This window comes from Rhizobium sp. RU36D, assembly GCF_900176345.1.
Classification (GTDB): domain Bacteria; phylum Pseudomonadota; class Alphaproteobacteria; order Rhizobiales; family Rhizobiaceae; genus Allorhizobium.
This window is the reverse complement of sequence record NZ_FWXU01000004.1, coordinates 283,104-300,161: the sequence shown is the minus strand read 5'-3', so window position 1 is coordinate 300,161 and position 17,058 is coordinate 283,104. Positions and strand designations below refer to the sequence as shown.

13 protein-coding genes are annotated in these 17,058 nt (G+C 61.6%); 5 read left to right on the top strand and 8 right to left on the bottom strand.

What is annotated here, in order from left to right; all coding sequences use genetic code 11:
• Window positions 1-3 precede the first annotated feature (3 nt).
• A complete protein-coding gene (locus tag B9A97_RS07620) occupies window positions 4-1,197 on the bottom strand; it encodes a TadE/TadG family type IV pilus assembly protein (RefSeq protein ID WP_280164078.1) in 1,194 nt (397 codons plus the stop codon).
• 251 nt (window positions 1,198-1,448) lie between these two features.
• On the opposite strand from B9A97_RS07620, the gene B9A97_RS07615 reads away from it, so the two are divergent.
• Window positions 1,449-1,973, top strand: a complete 525-nt coding sequence (locus tag B9A97_RS07615) for a MarR family winged helix-turn-helix transcriptional regulator (protein WP_084364424.1) — start codon at window positions 1,449-1,451, stop codon at window positions 1,971-1,973.
• Here B9A97_RS07615 and glp read toward each other — a convergent pair.
• The 5 genes from glp to B9A97_RS07590 are packed head-to-tail and all read right to left on the bottom strand — an operon-like array spanning window position 1,950 to window position 7,425.
• On the bottom strand, window positions 1,950-3,173 hold the full coding sequence (glp, locus tag B9A97_RS07610; RefSeq protein WP_084364423.1) for a molybdopterin molybdotransferase MoeA: 1,224 nt from the start codon (window positions 3,171-3,173) through the stop codon (window positions 1,950-1,952). The two genes, B9A97_RS07615 and glp, sit on opposite strands and share 24 nt — an antisense overlap.
• Window positions 3,174-3,175: 2 nt before the next feature.
• Window positions 3,176-3,670 carry a cyclic pyranopterin monophosphate synthase MoaC gene (gene moaC, locus B9A97_RS07605; RefSeq protein ID WP_084364422.1) on the bottom strand — a complete coding sequence of 165 codons (495 nt, stop codon included), beginning with the start codon at window positions 3,668-3,670 and terminating at the stop codon, window positions 3,176-3,178.
• Window positions 3,667-4,482: an indole-3-glycerol phosphate synthase TrpC gene (trpC, locus tag B9A97_RS07600; protein WP_084364421.1), complete on the bottom strand. Its 816-nt coding sequence runs from the start codon at window positions 4,480-4,482 to the stop codon at window positions 3,667-3,669. Before trpC ends, moaC begins: the two co-directional genes overlap by 4 nt.
• A 17-nt stretch (window positions 4,483-4,499) precedes the next feature.
• Window positions 4,500-5,513 carry an anthranilate phosphoribosyltransferase gene (gene trpD / locus B9A97_RS07595; RefSeq protein WP_084364420.1) on the bottom strand — a complete coding sequence of 338 codons (1,014 nt, stop codon included), beginning with the start codon at window positions 5,511-5,513 and terminating at the stop codon, window positions 4,500-4,502.
• Between the two features lie 19 nt (window positions 5,514-5,532).
• Complete coding sequence (locus B9A97_RS07590) at window positions 5,533-7,425, bottom strand: peptidylprolyl isomerase (protein WP_084364419.1); 1,893 nt, start codon at window positions 7,423-7,425, stop codon at window positions 5,533-5,535.
• Window positions 7,426-7,675: 250 nt separating this feature from the next.
• Between B9A97_RS07590 and B9A97_RS07585 the strand changes: the two genes are divergently transcribed.
• Window positions 7,676-10,309 (top strand): cation-translocating P-type ATPase, encoded by a 2,634-nt coding sequence (locus tag B9A97_RS07585; protein ID WP_084364467.1) that lies wholly within the window; start codon window positions 7,676-7,678, stop codon window positions 10,307-10,309.
• Window positions 10,310-10,372: 63 nt separating this feature from the next.
• Here B9A97_RS07585 and gltA read toward each other — a convergent pair whose 3' ends face one another.
• Window positions 10,373-11,662, bottom strand: coding sequence for a citrate synthase (gltA, locus tag B9A97_RS07580; protein WP_084364418.1), 1,290 nt, complete (start codon window positions 11,660-11,662; stop codon window positions 10,373-10,375).
• A gap of 278 nt (window positions 11,663-11,940) precedes the next feature.
• On the opposite strand from gltA, the gene B9A97_RS07575 reads away from it, so the two are divergent.
• Window positions 11,941-14,400, top strand: a complete 2,460-nt coding sequence (locus tag B9A97_RS07575) for a ComEC/Rec2 family competence protein (RefSeq protein WP_244564153.1) — start codon at window positions 11,941-11,943, stop codon at window positions 14,398-14,400.
• Here B9A97_RS07575 and lexA read toward each other — a convergent pair.
• On the bottom strand, window positions 14,381-15,094 hold the full coding sequence (lexA, locus tag B9A97_RS07570) for a transcriptional repressor LexA (RefSeq protein WP_084364465.1): 714 nt from the start codon (window positions 15,092-15,094) through the stop codon (window positions 14,381-14,383). The genes B9A97_RS07575 and lexA overlap by 20 nt on opposite strands.
• Window positions 15,095-15,297: 203 nt before the next feature.
• On the opposite strand from lexA, the gene B9A97_RS07565 reads away from it, so the two are divergent.
• Both B9A97_RS07565 and kdsA read left to right on the top strand, forming a co-directional pair.
• Window positions 15,298-16,200, top strand: a complete 903-nt coding sequence (locus tag B9A97_RS07565; RefSeq protein ID WP_084364417.1) for a VOC family protein — start codon at window positions 15,298-15,300, stop codon at window positions 16,198-16,200.
• Window positions 16,197-17,039 carry a 3-deoxy-8-phosphooctulonate synthase gene (gene kdsA, locus B9A97_RS07560; RefSeq protein WP_084364416.1) on the top strand — a complete coding sequence of 281 codons (843 nt, stop codon included), beginning with the start codon at window positions 16,197-16,199 and terminating at the stop codon, window positions 17,037-17,039. The genes B9A97_RS07565 and kdsA overlap by 4 nt, the downstream gene beginning before the upstream one ends.
• Window positions 17,040-17,058: the final 19 nt, after the last annotated feature.

Genomic DNA, 17,058 nt, shown 5'->3' with positions numbered 1-17,058 from the left:
TTTTCAGTTCAGCAGGCGCACGCCGGTCGCCGCACTGCTGTTGCCGCTATTTCCGGTATAGGGTTCGACCAGCCAATTCGCCGAGTTCATAATGATGGTGTTGACCACCAGCGATATCTCGCTCACCTGATTGGTCGTTGAGTTATAGGTCACATCGCGGTTCGGCAGGTAGATGATGCCTTGCAGAACCTCGCCCAGCGAGCCGTTGAAGATATACTGCTGCTTGTTTGCCGCATTGGCCGCGTTCGAGGTGTTCTCAAACATCAAGATGCCCTTGTAGGTGCCGCTGGTCGGCGCCGTTCCGGTGAACTTGACCCCACCATTGATACGGATCTCGCTGTTGACGTCAGCAAAGTAGAAGGTAACGCCCTCAGCTTTCACGGTCGCATTGCTGTTGATGATCATCCGGCCCTTGATGATATGCAGGCCCGGTTCAAAGGTGATCGTCGGGCTGCCGTTAAAGCCGGTCTCGCAATGCAGGCCGGGCTTCAGCGTGATCGACTGGCCATCCTTCCAACCACTAGTCGTGCAGATCGAGGGTACCGTCGGTTCCGGCAGTTTGCCGGCATAGGGGTCTGGATCAACGGCGCAATTGGTTGCGAGATTGGTCAGGGTCCCGCCGTTCTTGATGTATTTCGTGCCCTTCACGCAAAATTCCGGCGTGTCGATCTTGGCCCCGGCATTCATGATGAAGGCGGGATTGGCGGTCGAATGCACATGCACGCCGCATTCCTTGGAATAGACATTGGCGCCGGAATTGATCAGTACATCCTGGCCCTTGCTACCCAGGACATAGATGCAGGCACCGCTGCTCTCTGTTCCCGTGCTGGCAATCGCGGTCGATTTCACGGCGATATCGTAGTTGCTGATCCCTATGAGATTGAGAAACGGCGTGGAGATCGAGCCGGTGAAATTGCCGGTGATGCTGCCATCGGCATTCTGTGCAATCTGCAAGCGCTTTTCGAAATCCACGGCTTCTTCGGTGCTCGCGGTGGCAAGAAAGCTCTTTGCCTGCTTGAGGCGATCTTCGGGGGTGGTCTTGTGGGCGGCGGCCAGCATGGCGCTGTCGAGCAGACCCTGCAGTCGATCCTTCTCACTGAAAGCTCTGTTAACGTCCACCGCGCCACCGGCGGCAACCAGCAGCAACGGGATAAGCAACGCAGTGATGATCCCGAAGTTACCCTCGGTGCATGTCATCATTTCAGGAAATGAACGGAACCTTACACATGCGCGTAACTTATCCATGCGTGCCGCCTGCCAAAAGAGTTGCATACCGCGATGCTTCTAAAGGCAAACCATTACATTCGACTTTATAGGAATGTTAAAATTCTATGTTTTGTGACGCTTTACGGGGCGGCGCGACAAGCCGGTTTCAAAATCCTTGCACCATCGCAGATTGCCTGGGTGCGAGGGATGTGCAATGAATTTGGAGCACGAGGAGGGGTGACATGTCGGACGAAAAACCTTGCGAGCCAAGAGCCTTCGGAAAACTGCTGGGCCAGGCGGCGCGCCTTTGGCGGCGGGTGGCGGATCAGAGACTGTTGCCACATGGTCTGACGGAGGCGACGTGGTTGCCGCTCCTGCACATTGCCAGCAGCCAAGGCCCGCTACGGCAGAAGGAACTGGCGGCAGCCCTTTCGCTGGACGGGTCATCCATCGTGCGGCTCCTGGACAATCTTGAACAGGGCGGGCTGGTGCTGCGATGCGAGGAAGGTCGTGACCGCCGCGCCAAGGAAATCCGCCTGACCGATGCCGGTGCAAAGACGGTCGATTCGCTCGAATGCATCGCCTCTGGTATCACCAACGAAGCCTTGGCCGGCTTGCCACCCGAAGATGTCGCGGCGGCCCGCAGGGTGCTGCAGCATCTCTGCGATCACTTCGCTGCCGAACTGGGCGAGGCGCCGACATTGCCGAATGGCCCGCGTGTGCGGTTTGAGGGGCAGGGCGGATCAGCCTTCGAACGGACGCAGTAGCAGGATCGGGCAGGGCTGCCCCTTTTTCAGGGCCGGCGCTTCGGCCGGCCGGATGATCAGGCAGTCCGAGCCGGCAAAGATCTTCATCATCGACGAATCCTGCTTGCCGAAACTTGTTACCACGAGCCGTCCGTCTGGAGCACGCGACAGCTGGGCCCTCAGATAATCCTGGCGCTTGTCGTTTGCCGGAAGATCGATTCCCGTGACGGCCTCGCTAACCCGCGACAATGTCGGCTGGCGCGTCATCTTCAGCAGCATTGGCTCAAGGAACAGCAAGGCACAGACCATGCTGGAGACGGGATTGCCCGGTAGCCCCAGCACGTGCATGTCATCAAGGCTGCCCACCATCAGCGGCTTGCCGGGACGCATGGCGATGCGCCAGAAATCCAGCACCATTCCGACCGATTTCAGGGTCTCCTGGACGAGATCGTGGTCGCCAACCGACGCTCCGCCGAGCGTCACCAAGATATCAGCCCTAGCTGCTCTTGCGCGCTCCACCTGAGCGGCAATCAGTGCCCTGTCGTCCCCGACGATTCCAAGGTCGATGATGTCGGCGCCGCAATCCCTGGCGAGCGTAGCTATCCCAAAACTGTTGGAACCGATGATCTGGTCCGGTCCCGGGGCACCACCAGGGCTGACCAGTTCGTCGCCGGTTGCCAGGATCGCCACCCTTGGGCGGCGGTAAGCCGTCAATTCGGCATGGTTTGTTGCCGCGGCGAGCGTCAGCCGACCGAAATCGAGCCTCGTGCCATCCGTCAGCACCGCCTCGCCTTCGGCAAAATCCTGGCCGCGCGGGCGGATATGACGTCCTAAGGTTACGGGAAATTTCGTGACCAGGCTGCCGTCTTCACGTCGCTCCGCATCCTCCTGGATCAGCACGGCATCCGCGCCATCCGGGACCGGGGCACCGGTGAAAATCCGGACGGCCTGGCCCGGGCCGACAGATCGGCCAAATCCGTGTCCGGCGGACGAGGTGCCGATCACGGTAAGAACGGCGCCTGGCTCTGGCGCGTCGGCACTGCGCAGCGCATAGCCGTCCATGGCGGATGCGTTGAACGGCGGCTGGGTCATCCGCGCCACCAGGTCGCCTGCCAGCATGCGGCCGCCGGCCTGGGTCAAAGGCACGGTCTCAGTCTCCGTGATCGCCCGGGTGCTTGACAGCAGCCGTTCCTGAGCCTCTGCGACGGGAAGAAGCGACATGATCACACCGCATCCGGATGACGGAACGGACCTGACTTGCCACCGGACTTTTCCAGAAGCCTGATGCCGCCGATTTCCATCATCTTGTCTGCCGCCTTGGCCATGTCATAGATCGTCAGGCAGGTGACGGACACGGCTGTCAATGCCTCCATCTCGACGCCGGTCTGTCCCGTCAGCTTGACGGTCGCCTGAACCCTCAAGCCCGGCAGAGCCGGATCCTCCGCAATATCCACCGTGACCTTGGACAGTTGCAAGGGATGGCAGAGAGGGATCAGATTGGACGTCTGCTTGGCTGCCATGATGCCGGCGATCCGGGCCGTTCCGATCACATCGCCCTTCTTGGCATTGCCCTGGCGGATCAGTTCGAGGGTCTCGGCTGCCATCGTTATATGGCCTTCGGCAACCGCGATGCGCACGGTCGCATCCTTGTGTCCGACATCCACCATATGGGCTTCGCCCGAGGCACCTATATGCGTGAGGCCAGGCTGGTCGCTCATTCGGCCGCCATGCTGTCGGAAACTCCGGTCAACAGAGTTTTGGTCGCAGCGGTGACATCGTCCTGCCGCATCAGGCTTTCGCCGACGAGGAATGTGGTGATGCCGACCTTCTGCAGCCGCAGGCAGTCCGCATGGGTGAACACACCGCTCTCGCCGACCAGCAGCCGATCGTCAGGCACAAGCTTTGCCAGCCGCTCGCTGGTGGACAGGCTGACTTCGAAGGTCCGGAGGTTGCGGTTGTTGACGCCGAGCATCGGCGAGGCGAGTTTTAGCGCGCGTTCGGTTTCGGCCTCGTCGTGGACCTCGATCAGGACGTCCATGCCGGTCTCCATGGCTGCGTCTTCCAGCGCCTTGGCGGTATCGTCATCCAGGGATGCCATGATCAGCAGGATGCAGTCCGCACCCCAGGCACGGGCTTCATGCACCTGATAGGTGTCGAACATGAAGTCCTTGCGCAGCGCCGGCAGCGAACAAGCCGCGCGTGCCGCGGAGAGAAATTCCGGCGCACCCTGGAAGCTCGGCTTGTCGGTGAGGACCGACAGGCAGGCAGCACCGCCGGCTTCATAGGCCTTGGCCAGAACAGGAGGATCGAAGTCAGGTCGTATCAAGCCCTTGGACGGGCTCGCCTTTTTGATTTCGGCGATCAGGCCGAACTGCCCCTGGCGCTGACGCTCCAAAAGGGCACGGTAAAAACCGCGCGGCGCCGACTGGTCGCGCGCCATGGCCTTGAGGTCTTCAAGCGGTACCGCCGACTTGGCGGCGGCGATTTCCTCGCGCTTATAGGCCTCGATACGCTGCAGAATGTCCGTCATGGCCAGACCCTATCCCGTTACGTCATGTTGGAAACGGCAATCAGCCGATCCAGGGCGGCGGCGGCTCCACCGCCGTCGAGTGATTGGGTGGCAATCGCCATGCCCTCGGAAATGGAGCTGCATCTGCCGGCAACGACCAGGGCCGCGGCCGCATTGCAGAGCGACACGTCGCGATAGGCATTGCGCGCGCCGTCCAGAACGGCCTTCAGCGCTGCCGCATTGGCAATGCCGTCGCCACCCTTCAGGGCGTCGAGTCCGACCGTTTCAACGCCAAAATCGGCAGGCGTCAGCTCAAAACTGCGGATCTCCCCGTTTTCCAGAGCCGCCACCTGCGTCGGACCCGTCGTGGTGATCTCGTCGAGACCGCTGCCATGAACCACCCAGACGCTGGTCGCGCCGAGGTCGCGGAGGACTTCGGCCAGCGGCTGGACCCATTCCGGCGAAAACACGCCGAGCAACTGCCGCTTGACGCCAGCAGGGTTCGACAACGGGCCGAGCAGGTTGAAGATCGTGCGCGTGCCAAGCTCGACACGGGCCGGGCCGACATGGCGCATGGCGGAGTGATGCTGCTGCGCAAACATGAAGCCGATCCCGGCCTCCGAAATGCAGCGGGAGATCGCCTCGGGGTCGATATCAAGTTTCACGCCAAGCGCTGACAGGCTGTCGGCGGCGCCGGATTTCGAACTCAGTGCACGGTTGCCATGCTTGGCGACCGGCACGCCGGCGCCGGCCACGATCAGCGAGGCGAGCGTGGAGATGTTGTAGGTACCGGTGCCATCTCCGCCGGTACCGACGATGTCGACGGCATCGGCAGGCGCCTCCACGGTCAGCATCTTGGCGCGCATGGTGGCAACGGCGCCGGCAATCTCCGGCACTGTTTCACCGCGGACCCTGAGTGCCATCAGGAAGCCGCCGATCTGGGCGGGACTTGCCTCGCCGGACATGAGGATGTCGAAGGCCTCGCTCGCCTCGTCACGCGTCAGAGCCTGTCGGGCGGCAACCTTGGCGATGTATGGCTTCAGCCCGGTCATATCTTTCCCCCCAGGACCATTATTGGCGGACCATCGCCTGCTGGGCGAGCGTCTGGTTGATCGATACCCCGTAGTCCTTCTGCAACTGCGACACCATCTGGTCGAGGATATCGTCGCCGGCAGCGGTCGCGATGGCGTTGATCTGTTGCTCCTCGTTGTTCAGGGGGTTGCCTGAGGCTTCGGGATCCACCGCCGTCACCTTCAGAAGGATCTGCGTTGCGGGATCAGCGCCGGTCGCCGAGGCAACCAAGCCCACCGCGCCGCCGAAGGCTGCCGAGACGGCAGCACCGCCAAGGACCGGATCATCGGTGCTGCGGGTCAGGCCGGATTTCGTTTCCACCGCGATGGACAACGAGGTTGCGATATCAGCCAGGCTCTCGCCTGCCACAGCGCGCTGCTTCAAGGCTTCAGCCTTCGCCGCCAGCGCCGTTTTCTGTTGTTCCGCCGTCCAGTTGGCGATAGCGGCATCGCGAACCTCGTCCAAGGCACGATCGCGCTCGGGCGTGATGTTGGTCACATCAAACCAGACATAGCCGTCACGGCCGATATTGACCGGCAGGGCTTCGACGCCGGGTTCGGTCTGAAACACCTCTGCGATCAGGCGCTGGCTTTCCGGCAGGTCGGCGACAGGCTTTTCAGCCATGTCGAGGCCGCGGCGATCGACCGCTTGGACTTTACGCGGGGTCAGCTTCAGTTCGGTGGCGGCTTCCTCAAGCGACGAACCGGAGGCACGCAGGTCCTCGAACTTGTCGTGCACCGTCAAGATGTCCTGAACGGCGGCGTTGGTGGCCAGCGCCAGACGGATTTCGTCCTTCACTTCATCCAGGCTGCGGGTGCGGTCCGGCTTGATATTGGTGATGCGCAGGATCACGGGGCCGAAGGCACCTTCGATCACCGGCGTTGTCGCGCCATCTGTCGTGACGGCAAAAGCTGCCTCGGCCAAAGCCGGATCCGGCAACTGATCGCGGGTGAAATCGCCAAGCAGCGTATCGGTCGCGGTCTTGCCCTGTTCGACCACCAGCGCGTCGAAAGTTGTGCCGGAGGAGAGCTTCGCCTGCGCTGCCTCGGCGGCAGCCTTGTCCGCGAAGGCGAGTTGTTCGATGGTGCGGCTGCCCGGGATCTGGAAGCTTGCCTTGCGGCGCTCATAATCCTCGCGAACCGCATCATCGCCGATCGTCGAGATATCAGCGATGTCGGCCGGCTCCAGCTTGACATAGGAAAAGCCGCGATATTCCGGGGCGCGATAGGAGGACTTGACCGTCTCGAACCAGGCCTTCAGTACATCGTCAGACGGTGCAGCAATCGGATCGATATTGGCATTGGTCAGAAGCAGATAGTCGATGGTGCGGCTCTCATTGCGGTAGAGCTTCAGCGCGTCCACGAGCACCTGGGGAGCCTTGAAGCCATCGGCCACAGCCTCCACCAGCTGGCTGCGGACGGCAACCTTGGAGCGTTCCTCGATATAGTCAGTTTCTCTCAGGCCGGAATTGCGAAGCCGCGCCGAAAACAGCTGGCGATCGAATTGTCCGTTGGAGCCGTGAAACGCTGGATCTTCGGCGATCAAGCCGGCCAGACGATCCTTCGACAGACCTAGCTCCATGTCTTGCGATAGCTGATCGAGCGCTGCTCCGGCCGAGAGCTGGGCATAGACCTGGTTTTCGATGCCGAATGCGCGCGCCTGTTCGGTCGTGAGCTGGGTGCCGAAGCGGCGGCTCAAATCCGAGATCTGGCGCTGATAGGCCAGCGCGAACTCATTCGCGGACACCTGCTGATCGCCGACCGTCACAACCGTATCGCTTGCCGAAGAGAACAGGGAGGCGGAAACGCCCCAGACGGCAAAGGACGCGACGAGCAACAGGAGAAGCAGTTTCGCGGCCCAAGTACGGGCGAGTTTTCTCAGGAAGACGAGCATAGACAGGCATACCTCATGACGTTTCCACGCCGGCGGGTTGATCCGCCAGCGAAGTGGTTGACGATCCATAAATCAAAGCGTCGCGGAAATGAAGGCATGATTGCCGAAAAGGCATGCAGGTGCCGCTGACATGTTTGTGGGCCGATCAGGGACAATTCCCGTGTTGGATTGATGTTCGTCAATGCGTCTTCGGGCGAGGTGCCAAAGATGGCGGCGTGTGAAGCGTCGATAGTTGAAGGAATTTGGCGACATGACGAATTTGGCACTGAGGACAGGCCTCGAGCCCGAAATAACCGGAGCGGGTACTGGCCTGAGCACGCGCGAGGCTGAGGAGCTTCTAAGGCGTCATGGTCCCAACAGGTTGCCGGTCGCCCGCAGTGCTTCCTTTCTAGAACTCCTTTTGCGGCAGTTTCTCAGTCCGCTGATCTATATCCTAATCGCCTCGGCCGTTGTGTCAGCCTTCATGAGCGATGTCACAGATGCGCTCTTCATAGGCGTGGTGCTCGCGGTCAACGGGCTGATTGGCGCGGTGCAGGAGTATCAGGCTGGCCGGTCCGCCGATGCGCTGCGGGCGCTGGAAGAGCCGCGTGCCACCGTGGTGCGCGATGGTATGCGCCAGGAGATCGATGCGGTGCAGCTTGTGTCAGGCGATCTAGTGCAGCTTGAGTCCGGACAGCGCGTGCCCGCCGATGTCAGGCTCACCGAGGCCGTGTCGATGCAGGTCGACGAGGCGGCCCATACAGGCGAATCCAAGGCTGTCGGCAAGCAGCAGGGAGACATGGTCTTCGCCGGTACTGTCGCGACGCGGGGGCGTGCGGCAGGCGTGGTCATGGCGACGGGTGCACGCACGGAACTTGGCCGGATTGCCGACGCGATCCATGAGCGGGCAACGGCCAAGCCGCCGCTGCTGATCCGCATGGAGCAATTCACCCGCAACATCGCGATTGCCGTTGGGGTTGCAATCCTCCTGCTGTTCGTGGCTGGCCTGTTGCGCGACATGCCGCTTGAAAGCCTGCTGTCGATGTCGATTGGCCTTGCCGTCAGTGCCATTCCCGAAGGCCTTCCGATCGCCATCACGGTGGCGCTTGCGATCAGCATGCGCCGGATGGCGAGGGTCAATGTGATCGTCAGAAACCTGCCGGCGGTGGAATCGCTCGGCTCCTGCACCATGATCGCTACCGACAAGACCGGCACGCTCACACTCAACGAACTGACGGTGACGGATATCCGTCTGCCAGATGACAGCCATTGGATCTGCGAAACCGGTCGCCATCCGACCCATGGCAATATCCGCGACAATAACGGGGTGGAGACAGGCCCAAGCCCTCAGGTCCATAAGCTGTTGCTGGCGGCAAGCCTGCCCAACGAGGCGCAGATCGACCTCGATGAAAGTCACTGGACGCCGATCGGCGATACGGTCGACGTGGCGCTGCTGGCAGCGGCGCACAAGGCCGGCATGAGCAAACCGGCGCTGATGGCGCAGTATCCTCTTGCCAGCCTGATCCCCTATGAGCCGGAGCAGAAATATTCCGCCTCGTTTCACGAATCCGCCGAGCGCATCCGACTGTTCGTGAAGGGCGCGCCGGAAATGCTGCTGTCGATGTGCGACACCATGGAAACGCGCGAAGGGTCTATCCCGCTCGACCGCCCGCGCATCATGGCCCAGCACGACGCCATGGCGGGGGACGGGCTGCGCGTGCTGGCCTTTGCCGAAGGCGAAATGGACATGGATGCCGCGGGCTATGCCAGCCACATGCTGTCGGGTCTCAATTTCCTGGGCATGGTCGGCATGCGCGATCCCATACGCCCCGAGGTACCGGCAGCACTTGAGGCCTGCGGGTCCGCCGGGATTTCGGTGGTGGTCATCACCGGGGATGACCCGAAGACTGCCTCCGTGATTGCGAGACATGCCGGTCTTGACGTGCGCGAAGAGCAGATTGCGACGGGAGCGCAGGTGCTCGACGCCGTGACGGCAGGCGAGGGCGCGCTGGATGCCCTGACGAAGCGCACGCGCATCTATGCACGCGTCAAGCCGGAGCAGAAGCTCGCCATCGTCCGGTCGCTCGCGCGCAACGGGCACTTCGTTGCCGTGACCGGGGACGGCGTCAACGACGCGCCGGCGCTTAAGCATGCCCATGTGGGCGTGGCGATGGGCATGGGTGGCACTGAAGTCGCCAAGGAAAGCGCCGATATCATTCTGAGGGATGACAACTTTGCCTCGATCGTCGCCGGGATCCGGGAAGGGCGCGTCGCCTATGCCAATATCCGCAAGGTCATCTATATGCTGGTCTCGACCGGTGCGGCGGAGGTCATGCTGTTTCTGCTCGGTATGCTGTTCGGCACGCCCCTACCGCTGACGGCCGTGCAACTTCTATGGTTGAACCTGGTCACGAACGGCATTCAGGACGTGGCTCTTGTGACGGAACCGGCGGAAGGTGACGAACTGGCCCGACCCGCCCGGCAGCCGGGCGAACCGATCTTCGACCTGACGATGATGCAAAGGCTTGTGGCATCGACGCTGACCATGGGGATTGGCGGCTTTGCTGCCTTCTATCTCATGCTTCAAGGCGGCATGGGGGAGGTCGAGGCGCGCAACCTGCTGCTAGTGCTGTTCGTGCTGTTTGAGAACTTCCAGTGCTTCAACAGCCGCTCGGAGCGCCGCTCGGTGTTTCGCCAACCCCTGCTTTCCAACCCATTCCTGCTTGCCGGCGTGATTGGCGCGCAGACGCTGCATCTGGGCGCGATGTATGTTCCCGGGCTCAACACGCTCCTGGGCATTGCGCCTATAACGCTGACAGAATGGACGGAACTCCTGGTGATCGCCGCAAGCGTTCTGCTGGTTAGCGAACTGGGCAAACTCTGGGCCAACCGTCAGCGCGGCTGACAACCCAACAAAAAACCGGCGGGAGAGAACCCGCCGGTCTTGTCTTGCAATAACTGTCGTCGCTTAGCGCTTGGATACCGGCAGGTAGTCGCGCTGCGGCTCGCCCGTGTAGAGCTGACGCGGGCGACCGATGCGCTGCTGCGGATCCTCGATCATTTCGTTCCACTGCGCGATCCAGCCGACGGTGCGGGCCAGTGCAAACAGTACGGTGAACATGGTCGTGGGGAAGCCGAGCGCGCGTAGCGTGATGCCGGAATAGAAATCGACGTTCGGGTAGAGCTTCTTCTCGATGAAATAGGGATCGTTCAGCGCGATCTTCTCGAGTTCGAGAGCAACCTGCATCAGCGGGTCGTCCGAATGGCCAGTCGCTTCCAGCACCTCATACATGGTCTTCTGCATGATCTTGGCGCGCGGATCGTAGTTCTTGTAGACGCGGTGACCGAAGCCCATCAGGCGGAACGGATCGTTCTTGTCCTTGGCGCGGGCAATGTATTCAGGGATACGATCAACAGAGCCGATTTCCATCAGCATGTTGAGGGCGGCTTCATTGGCGCCGCCATGGGCAGGACCCCAGAGGCAGGCGATGCCGGCGGCGATGCAGGCGAAGGGGTTTGCGCCCGACGAACCCGCTAGGCGGACAGTCGAGGTCGATGCGTTCTGCTCGTGGTCGGCGTGCAGGATGAAAATGCGGTCCATGGCGCGGGCCAGAACCGGACTGACCTGATACTCCTCGCAGGGCACGGCAAAGCACATGCGCAGGAAGTTCGCGGCGTAGTCCAGGTCGTTCTTCGGATAAACGAACGGCTGGCCGATATGGTACTTGTAGGCCATGGCGGCGATCGTCGGCATCTTCGCGATCATGCGCAGCGAGGCAACCATGCGCTGATGCGGATCGGTGATGTCGGTCGAGTCGTGATAGAAGGCCGAGAGAGCGCCGACGGTGCCGACCATGACGGCCATCGGGTGGGCGTCGCGGCGGAAGCCGGTGAAGAAGCGGCTCATCTGCTCATGCACCATGGTGTGGTGCGTGACGCGGTAGTCGAAGTCCTTCTTCTGGGCAGCCGTCGGCAATTCGCCGTACAGAAGCAGATAGCAGACTTCCAGAAAGTCGCCCTGGTCGGCGAGCTGCTCGATCGGGTAGCCGCGATGCAGCAGAACACCCTCGTCGCCATCGATATAGGTGATCTTGGACTCGCAAGAGGCCGTCGAGGTGAAGCCCGGATCGTAGGTGAAGGCGCCGGTGTGCTTGTAAAGGGCGCCGATGTCGACCACGTCAGGTCCGATCGTTCCCTTTCGGACGGTCAGGTCCACCTTCTTGTCACCGAGATTCAAGAGTGCGCTTTGGTCCGTCATGCTGATCCTCCGAGATTGGCGGGCGGCGCCTCGGCGCCACAGGGTAAGCGTTTCGATGTAGCTATATGATACAGAAGTTAATGCCAAGCTATCCGAAGGGCAAATTGTGCATTGCAATAGCGGCTGCCCTTTTTAGGTCATTTTACGGCACAGTCTAATCAAGGCCAGCGCCATGATCCGCTCTTTCCTTTGCACGTTATGCTTGTTAGCCTGCCCTCAGGCTTGGGTCCCGGGATAAACGGGTCTCCGGAGCCTTTGTCGGGGCTGGGGAGCCTGGGGTGAACGACGGTCTGCAACTTGCAGTCAAGCCAAGGGAGGAGGGGGTAGCGGTCGTCCGACCGGCCGAGACGTCCCCCTTGCCGGTGCGCTCCACCAGCCGCAAAGCAGGCGTCGGTCTCATACTTTCGACCCATGTGGGTGCACTATCGCAGCGAATCGGAAACGCGGTCGTGCTGGAAATATCGCGGGGACGGGGCCTGTTGTTCTCGGCCGTTCTGCTGGGCGTTGGTGCGGCCCTCTGGTTCTCGCTGGATGCTCCGCCCGCTGCTCCGGTTCTAGCCGTGATGCTGGCCATGCTAGTGGCTGCGGCTCTTCTCCTCAGGCACGGGGCACCGCTGCTCTATCCGGTGAGCACGGGCCTCGCTCTGCTGGTGGCCGGCATGCTGTTTGCCGATGCCGAGACGAGACTGTGGGACACAGTCGTCATCGACAGTCCGGTGACGGCCATGGTCACCGGGCAGGTGGAACGGCGTGAGGCCGGAAGCCGCGGGGAGTGGCGCTATATCGTCTTGGTGCATGGCACCTCCGACCCGCAGATCAAGCGCCCGCCGCAGCGCATCTCGGTTTTGGCACGCGCACGCCATGCGCCATTTGCGCTGGGAGAAGCGATTACCGGTCGCGTTCGCCTGTCGCCGCCATCGGGTCCTGCATTGCCGGGGCTCAACGACTTCGCTTTCGCGAGCTATTACAATGGGATCGGCGCTGTCGGCTATTTCCTCGGCGCGCCGACGCGTCCGACAACGCCTGTCGTCCAGCCTGCAGACACCTGGATCGATCGGGCCGACCGCTGGCTGTTCAGCCTGCGCGACCAGATTTCGACCCGTATCCGGACCGTCATACCAGGCGATGCAGGGGCCTTCGCGGCATCGATCATCACCGGTGAGCGGCGCTCCATGTCGAACGAGTTGACGGAAGCTCTGAGGCTCTCGGGTCTTGCCCACATCACGGCCATCTCAGGACTGAACATGGCGCTCGCCGCCGGCATCTTCTTCGTCGGCCTCCGGCTGTTGTTCAGCCTGTCTCCCGCGCTGGTGCAAAGCTATCCCGTCAAGAAATTTGCCGCGACGGGGGCTCTCGCCGGTGCGCTCTGCTATCTCCTTATATCAGGCTATCAGGTCTCTGCGGTCAGGGCATTTCTGATGACGGCGGTCATGCTGGTCGCGGTGCTGTTCGATCGGCCCGCCATCAGCCTGCGCAATCTCGCCATAGCTGCCCTGGTCATTCTTGCCGTCGCGCCTTCGGAAATCATGGGTCCGAGCTTCCAGATGTCGTTTGCGGCAACCGCGGCGCTGATAGCCGGATACGCTGCCTGGCGCGAGCGACCCGCTTCGCCTCCATTGCCGCAGGCCTTTCCGGGCGCCGCTGTGGTCAATCTGGTCTGGAGCTTCACCTGGGGCACAGTAATGACCTCGCTGATCGGCGGTGTATCGACGGCGGTTTTTGCCGTCACGCATTTTCATCGCCTAGCGCCCCATAGCCTTGAGGCAAACCTGCTGGCCATGCCGGTGATTTCGCTCTGGGTCATGCCTGCCGGCCTGGCGGCTATGCTCACCATGCCGCTCGGACTGGATGCTCCTTTTCTCCAGTTGATGGGTTGGGGTCTGGAACTCGTGGCGGATATCGCCTTCATGGTTGCCGGATGGGGCGAGGGTTTCGGCTTTTCACGGCTGAGCGCCTGGTTCCTGCCGGTCATGGCCTTGGGTTTCGTGCTGCTGACGCTGCTCGGCAGCTGGCTGCGGCATCTCGGCACGCTCATCATGGCCGCTGCGCTTGCAATCGAGGCGCTCACGCCATCCCTGCCGCCGGGCAATATCCTGATTTCCGAAGATGGGCAGTTGATCGGCGCATTCGTCGGGAACGGCGAGCTTGCCACCAATCGCCGAAGGCCCACAGCGTTTATCTACAGGCAGTGGGAACAGGCATTGCAGATCGACACGCACGTGCCGCCGCTGGTCCTCCCGGCGGCCGCCACCGAAGCGGTCGGTCCCAAACCGCCGAATGCGGGACCGAAGCAAAAACTGACCCCGCAACAAATCGCCGAGGCCAAAGCCGCAATGCAGAAGGCGCTTAAGATGGGCAATTCAGCACGTTTTTTATGCGCCGATGGCCTGTGGTGTGCCATCAGGCTCGACTCCGGCTGGCGGATTGCCGCAATCGAGGAGCCGGCTCTGCTCGGCGCGGGGTGCGATACGGCCGACATCGTAGTGACGCCACGGCGCACCAGCCTTAAAGCCTGTCGCTCCGGGGCACGCTTGATTACCTCAGACCTGCTGCGGCGAACCGGCTCTATGGAACTGGCACTCGGAGATCACCTAAAAGGCGACATCAAGGAACGAACGGCGTTTTCCAATCCACAACGACCCTGGATGCGCCACCGGCTTTATGACTGGCGCAGCAACACCTTTGCAGACACCGGGCCGGATGCACCGGTCACAGACCTTAGTGATAGCGGCGGATAAGACCGACGAGCTTGCCCTGGATCTTGACCCGGTCCGGTCCGAAGATGCGCGTCTCATAGGCAGGGTTTGCCGCCTCCAGCGCAATCGAGGCGCCGCGACGACGAAACCGCTTCAGCGTCGCCTCTTCATCGTCTACCAATGCCACGACGATATCGCCGGGATTGGCATTGGATGCATTGCGGATGATCACGGTGTCGCCATCGAGAATGCCGGCGTCAATCATCGAATCGCCCTTGACCTCAAGGGCGTAATGCTCTCCCGAACCGATCATTTCGGCGGGCACTGTGATGTCATGGGTGTTGTTCTGAATGGCGGAAATCGGAACGCCAGCGGCGATACGGCCCATGACCGGCACGGACACCGAACTTGTCACCTCGGCCACAGGCTTCGGCGCCTGGACAGGTGCGGGCGGCTTTCCCAGGCTGCCCTCGATGACACTTGGTGAAAAACCTCGCCGCGGCTGCAGGCTGGGCGTATAGGCTTCCGGCAGCTTGATGACCTCCAGCGCTCTCGCCCGGTTCGGCAGGCGGCGGATGAAGCCACGCTCTTCGAGCGCGGTGATCAGTCGGTGAATGCCGGACTTTGAAGCAAGGTCCAGGGCATCCTTCATCTCGTCGAACGAGGGAGGCACACCCGATTCTTTCATCCGTTCATGTATGAACAGAAGCAATTCCTGTTGTTTGCGCGTCAGCATGTCGCTCGACCCCGTGCCCTGAAACAAATCAAGAACAGACACTATCTGTTCCATTTGTGTTCCGCAAGGCCTTAAATTTCCGTGAAGTGACCATCATCGGACAAAAAGAATAAGCCTGGCATCAGGGACGCCTGCGCCGTGTAGCTTGTCTTTGAGGCCGCCATGACGCACATACCGCTAAGCATTTTCAGGGAGCCCAAGACATGACTGACAGCCTGCCCGCGCCTCGGCCTCTCGATCACCTTGTTTTGCCAGTAGCGGACCTTTCAAGCGCGCGGGAGCGGCTGGTAGACCTCGGCTTCACCGTTGCAGCAGATGCCAAGCACCCGTTCGGCACGGAAAATGCCTGCGTTTTCTTTGAGAACGGTAGCTATCTCGAGCCCCTGGCCGTGGCCAGTCGAGAGGAATGCGACGCGGCCGCACGGCAAGGCAACGTCTTCGTTGCCCGGGACCAGGCCTTCCGGTTTCGCTGCGGCGAAGAGGGATTGTCGGCGATCGTCGTGGGCAGTGAGCATGCGAGCGTCGATCATAACCGTTTTCGCGAAGCAGGCTTTTCGGCAGGCGATATGCTGTCTTTCTCGCGGCCGATGCTGATGTCCGACGGATCGTCTGCGGAGGCCAGTTTTGCGCTTGCTTTCGCCGCCGACCTGCGGTCCCCGGATTTCTTCCTGTTCAGCTGTCAGCGGGTGTCGATGCCACCTGTTGACCGGGCGGCGCTGACCCGCCACGCAAACGGTGTGACAGGAATTTCGGCCGTCGTGCTGGGCGAGGAAAATCCGTCGGATTTTCAATATCTGCTGGAGGTGGTGTTCGAGCAACGGGATGTCAGGGCGCATTCCTTCGGCATTGAACTCACCTCTTCCAATTGCCGAGTCGAGGTACTGACATCAGCGGGATTGAAGGGTTTCTATGGGATCGACGCTGGCACGGCCGGACGCGGATTGTGCGGTCGGGCAGTCGTGTTTTCCGTCACAGATCTCGGCGTGACAGAAAAGCGCCTTGCTGATAGAGGCGTGGCATACAGCAATGTGGCGGGCCGGCTCGTCGTCGCGCCGGGGCGCGGACAGGGCGTGGCTTTCGCCTTCGAGGAGGCAGCAAGAGCATGACCACCAATTCCACCGTGAGTGTCGGCGAGGGTGCCAACGCCGTCGTTTTCTCTAATTCCGCCCGTTTTTCGCTGATCGCCGGCCCCTGCCAGATGGAGAGCCGCGATCATGCCTTCATGATGGCGGGGCGGTTGGTGGAGATCTGCCGCGAGCTTGGCATCGGTCTCGTCTACAAGTCGTCCTTCGACAAGGCCAACCGGACGTCGCTGACGGGTAAACGCGGGATTGGCCTCGACAAGGCGCTGGATGTGTTTTCCGATCTCAAGGCGGAATTCGGCTTTCCCGTCATCACCGATATCCATACCGAAGAGCAATGCGCCGCCGTGGCACCTGTCGTCGACATGCTGCAGATCCCGGCCTTTCTCTGCCGCCAGACCGATCTTCTGATTGCCGCGGCCAAGACCGGGCGGGCGATCAACGTCAAGAAGGGGCAGTTCCTGGCGCCCTGGGACATGAAGAACGTGCTGGACAAGATCACCGGCTCGGGCAATCCGAACGTGCTTCTGTGCGAGCGCGGTGCCTCCTTCGGCTATAACACGCTTGTCTCCGACATGCGCTCGCTGCCGATCATGGCCGAAACCGGGGCACCGATCGTGTTCGACGCCACCCATTCGGTGCAGCAGCCCGGCGGGCAGGGCGGATCGACGGGTGGCGACCGGCGCTTCGTTGAGACCCTGTCGCGGGCGGCCGTTGCGGTCGGGGTGGCGGGTCTGTTCATCGAGACGCATCAGGATCCTGATAACGCGCCATCCGACGGTCCGAACATGGTGCCGCTGGATCGCATGCCGGCCTTGCTGGAAAAGCTGATGGCTTTCGATGATATCGCCAAGGCGGCCTGACGGCAGCGCGTGGTGATGG